We start from the raw sequence: 4,276 nt of genomic DNA, 5'->3' as shown, positions 1-4,276 counted from the left end.
TCTTTCGTTTTGATGGCCGATACCTTATGAGACAAGGGTTTCAGCGTTTTTTGAGGGGTGATTTGGGGAAGTTTGGGGAGTCTTTTTAGGAGATTGTAAAAAATGGGGTCTAGACATCCCGCTATATCTGGGTTTAAAATTGAAGGGTCTCCACTCGCTGGAGAAACTAATTGATTGGAAACGCTGCTAATAGCAGCCCAGAATAAATGTATTTATGCGTCTCCACTCGCTGGAGAAACTAATTGATTGGAAACCTTCAAAAGAGATTTGCTTGACCCCGTCCGCCGGGTAAGTCTCCACTCGCTGGAGAAACTAATTGATTGGAAACTTGAGCCATCTCAGCTCTTTCCCCCCAATTAATCAACGTCTCCACTCGCTGGAGAAACTAATTGATTGGAAACAGGCGTGCTACCGTGAATCTGGACAGTTCTCGGCTGGTCTCCACTCGCTGGAGAAACTAATTGATTGGAAACGCTTGTCATACTTTACAGCAGACTTCAGGATAGGTGTCTCCACTCGCTGGAGAAACTAATTGATTGGAAACGTTGGGATAACCTAAAGGAAGCCATTGCTTGAAGAGTGTCTCCACTCGCTGGAGAAACTAATTGATTGGAAACGTACTACTTTAACTGGGATGTACCTTCTCTGTCGGGCTTAGTCTCCACTCGCTGGAGAAACTAATTGATTGGAAACTAACGGTACGCCAAGTATCATTAAATGCTGCCCCTAGTGTCTCCACTCGCTGGAGAAACTAATTGATTGGAAACGCGAAGATGTTTTTCTTCCGGAATTCCAATAAAAACTTAGTCTCCACTCGCTGGAGAAACTAATTGATTGGAAACGGAGTTTAACTTTGAATGGGGGATTTTGAGTATCGGGATGGGGGCTGTTTTTTGAATGAGAGGGGACGGAAAAAGTATTTACAGGGGTTTGTGCGGCGGATGGAGGTCTGGAGTCCATGACAAGTGGCTGTATGAATCACGCTGCAATTTTCGGAAAATCATGAAAGGGTTGCTCTAGATCAATTGTATCAATATCCTATAGAGTCAGTTGTGATACAATAGGCTCAATCCGCTTTAAATTGGAAAAACTCCGTTTTAAAATGATAACTTTGTAGTTATTTTGTAAGAGTTTTTGGGCTAAATGACTCCCTAAAAAACCTGTGCCACCAGTTAATAATATTGTTGGGTAATCCATAGTGTTAGATGTTCTATGAAATTTACAAAGATTCAGTCAGTTGCCCGTTTAAATATCAACAAAATAGCCATTGAAGATATTTGTCCTACAATTACTCCTAGACCAGAAACAGAATCACGACCTTTCTGGTCAGTTATGATTCCGACTTGCGATCGCGTTGACTATTTTAAGCGTACCTTAAAGACTGTGCTAGAGCAAGATATTCCTCCAGAGCAGATGCAGATAGAAGTGATTGATAATGGTTCTACTCAAGTGGATGTTGCTCAAATCGTCAAAGAAATAGCAGGAGATAGGGTTTCTGTGTATCGTCAACCCCAAAAAGTTCCTATTGCTGATAATTGGAACACTTGCATTGAAAGAGCAAAAGGTCATTGGATTCATATTCTCCATGATGATGATTTGGTTTTACCTGGATTTTACACTGCTTATCAGGAGATTATTCAAACCACTGACTCGGTTATGATTGTTGGTCAATCCATTATTATGGATGAATATGAAAATTGGTATAATATTTCCAGTTATCTAGAAAATGAAAATAATTATGTCAAAAATGCACAGCAAGTTCTTTCGAGTATGAGTATTCTTCTGTGTCCTGCGGTGGTTGTATCGCGTAATATTTATGAACAAGTGGGAGGATTTAACACTCAATTAATTCATGCCTTGGATTGGGAAATGTGGACAAGGATAGCTGCTAGTGGGAAGGTGGGTTGGGTCAAAAAACCTTATTGTTTATATCGTATTCACTCCCAGTCAGGGACTAATAAAAATGCGGTACAAGGTATTAATGTTAAAGATTTTTGTAGAGCATTAAATCTTGTACTGTCTCGTTTTACTGATGAAAACAAGAAACAAGAAGTTAAAAAAAGTATTTATTTTTATTTAGGTAAAGCCAGTGAAAGTTATAGTCGCTCTTTATTGTTACAACGTCAGTATCACTATGCTATTATTCATGCAATCTTTATGCTCAAATTTTTACCTAAAACGGTGGAAACTTTGTTTAGTTTCTTACTTTTGTTGAAGATGCTGTTTGCTGCTTTAATTAAATCTGGAATTAAAGGAGTGGCTCAACAAGATTTAGAAGCCAATACAGACATGACTAAATGATCAATTAATAATATTGTAGATTAGTATTACCAATTTTATGAAAATTTTGCATCTCAATCAATCCGATTGGGGAGGAGGAGCAGCAGTTGCTGGTTATCGTCTTCATCAAGGTTTATTGAACTATCAAGTGGATTCACATTTGTTGGTGGGAGAACAAAAAATTGGTACGAGTAGAGTCACTCCCGTCACACGGTGGGTTCGTTGGGAAAATCAGTTATCGCGTATTAATCGTAGATTAGGTTTAAATTATATTAATCTGATCAGTAGTTTTGCAATTCCCAAAGAACCGATTTTTCAAGCCGCAGAGATTATTAATTTTCATAATTTACATACCGGGTATTTTAATTATTTAGCAATTCCTCGTTTAACGCAACACAAACCTGGGGTTTTGTCCTTACATGATATGTGGAGTTTGACGGGTCATTGTGTCTATAGTTATGAGTGCGATCGCTGGAAAACCGGATGTGGTCGTTGTCCTTACCCCAAGGAGTACCCTAGTATTGAGCGAGATGGGACTCGTTGGGAGTGGAAGTTAAAACAGTGGGTCTATGCTCATTCTAACCTCACGGTGGTAGCCAATAGTCGTCGGACCGAAGCGATCGCACAACAGAGTTTGTTAAAGCGTTTTGATATCCATCACATCCCTTTGGGGTTGGATGTGAATGTATATCAACCCTTAGACCAGCAGCAGTGTCAGCAGTTGTTAGGACTCCCCCAGGACAAAATTGTGCTAATGTTTGGAGTGTTTAACCCCCATGATCGTTGGAAGGGTGCTGATTTGCTGATCAAAATTTTGGAGAGTCTTCCCCCCAGGTGGAAAGAAAAGGTTTTGTTATTAACCTTTGGTCATCAAGGGGAAAGCATCACAGAAAAGGTCAATCTTCCGACAGTGAGTTTGGGGTATGTGAGTCACGAGAGACTTAAAGCGATCGCCTATTCTGCGTCTGACCTGTTTCTGCTTCCCAGTCGTGCGGAGTCTTTCGGTTTAGTCGCACTGGAAGCTGCGGCTTGTGGAAAACCCACCATAGCATTTGATGTGGGGGGAGTGTCGGATATTGTCCGTCCTGGGATTACAGGGGAGTTAGTCCCCTTAGAGGATACGTCAGCCTTTGTGAGTGCGATCGCAGCACTTTTAGATAACCCTGAAAAATACAAGCGTTTGTCTCAAAATTGCAGAGAAGTTGCTGAAAAGGAATTTTCCATCGAACTACAAACCGAACGCTATATTAAACTCTATCAAAGTATTTTAGAAAATGCCCATTCTCAGCCAAGTATTAACCCTTGATGACCTTCCCACTCCTCCTGCTGGTAAAACGGGATGGTGTTGGACAAAAAGCAGTGATATTGACCCCACAGCGCAAGATTATCCTCTGATTAGTGTCATTATTCCCAGTTATAATCAAGCAGAATTTTTAGAAGAAACAATCCGGTCTGTTTTACTGCAAAATTATCCTCACATTGAGTTAATTATTATTGACGGAGGAAGCACCGATGGAAGTGTAGAGATTATTCAAAAATATCACCCATTTATTGCTTATTGTGAATGGCGGATTTATTATCTTTAAAAAACAACCGGATTGGTCTTTTGCAATGGAACGGTTTTTAAATTTAGAGGAAAAACCGAACTATTTTACAGAACAGACGATGATGCACTTAACCTTACATCGAGAACAAGCAAAACCCTTATCTAAAGACAAATATGTGATGTATCGAGATGATGAATTTGTATTTTGCGATCGCTATGCCAAAGATACCACAGTTTCACGTCACTATGTCACAGATTATGGATGAGGACTGCGCAAAAGATTTGTTCAATATTCGGTGTTTGAATGCCTGTTGGATGAGAGGAAGTTTGAGGAGTTGCGGGAACGGTTGCGGCATCGTTATGAGGAGGGGGAGGATAGTATTCGTTTTTATCCGTTGTCGCGTCATACGTTGGGACGGGTGGAGGTGTGGGGTGAGCCTCCGGTGACTG

Annotated in this window: 5 protein-coding genes, 1 pseudogene and 1 CRISPR repeat array; of the genes and pseudogenes, 5 read left to right on the top strand and 1 reads right to left on the bottom strand. The window is 40.5% G+C overall.

What is annotated here, in order from left to right:
- Positions 1–146: 146 nt before the first annotated feature.
- Positions 147–842: a CRISPR direct-repeat array (repeat unit 36 nt; unit sequence GTCTCCACTCGCTGGAGAAACTAATTGATTGGAAAC).
- A gap of 196 nt (positions 843–1,038) precedes the next feature.
- On the bottom strand, positions 1,039–1,197 hold the full coding sequence (locus tag PN462_RS23625) for an NAD-dependent epimerase/dehydratase family protein (RefSeq protein WP_443029209.1): 159 nt from the start codon (positions 1,195–1,197) through the stop codon (positions 1,039–1,041).
- Positions 1,198–1,212: 15 nt separating this feature from the next.
- Here PN462_RS23625 and PN462_RS17645 point away from each other — a divergent pair, with 15 nt between their 5' ends.
- The 5 genes and pseudogenes from PN462_RS17645 to cas2 all read left to right on the top strand — a co-directional run.
- Positions 1,213–2,301, top strand: coding sequence for a glycosyltransferase family 2 protein (locus tag PN462_RS17645; protein WP_272130136.1), 1,089 nt, complete (start codon positions 1,213–1,215; stop codon positions 2,299–2,301).
- Between the two features lie 37 nt (positions 2,302–2,338).
- Complete coding sequence (locus tag PN462_RS17640; RefSeq protein WP_272130135.1) at positions 2,339–3,586, top strand: glycosyltransferase; 1,248 nt, start codon at positions 2,339–2,341, stop codon at positions 3,584–3,586.
- A complete protein-coding gene (locus tag PN462_RS17635; RefSeq protein WP_272130134.1) occupies positions 3,555–3,866 on the top strand; it encodes a glycosyltransferase in 312 nt (103 codons plus the stop codon). Before PN462_RS17640 ends, PN462_RS17635 begins: the two co-directional genes overlap by 32 nt.
- A gap of 25 nt (positions 3,867–3,891) precedes the next feature.
- Positions 3,892–4,092, top strand: coding sequence for a hypothetical protein (locus PN462_RS17630; protein ID WP_272130133.1), 201 nt, complete (start codon positions 3,892–3,894; stop codon positions 4,090–4,092).
- Positions 4,093–4,110: 18 nt separating this feature from the next.
- Positions 4,111–4,276: pseudogene (gene cas2 / locus PN462_RS17625) on the top strand (CRISPR-associated endonuclease Cas2); the annotation flags it as partial.

This window comes from Spirulina sp. CS-785/01 (assembly GCF_028330525.1).
In the GTDB taxonomy this organism is placed as follows: Bacteria; Cyanobacteriota; Cyanobacteriia; order Cyanobacteriales; family Spirulinaceae; genus JAQMSD01.
The sequence above is the reverse complement of the archived record's forward strand: the minus strand, read 5'-3'. Positions and strand labels throughout refer to the sequence as shown.

Coding starts and splice junctions, on each gene's coding strand:
- PN462_RS23625 (WP_443029209.1), bottom strand. CDS start 1,197: ATGGATTACCCAACAATATTATTAACTGGTGGCACAGGTTTTTTAGGG.
- PN462_RS17645 (WP_272130136.1), top strand. CDS start 1,213: ATGAAATTTACAAAGATTCAGTCAGTTGCCCGTTTAAATATCAACAAA.
- PN462_RS17640 (WP_272130135.1), top strand. CDS start 2,339: ATGAAAATTTTGCATCTCAATCAATCCGATTGGGGAGGAGGAGCAGCA.
- PN462_RS17635 (WP_272130134.1), top strand. CDS start 3,555: ATGCCCATTCTCAGCCAAGTATTAACCCTTGATGACCTTCCCACTCCT.
- PN462_RS17630 (WP_272130133.1), top strand. CDS start 3,892: ATGGAACGGTTTTTAAATTTAGAGGAAAAACCGAACTATTTTACAGAA.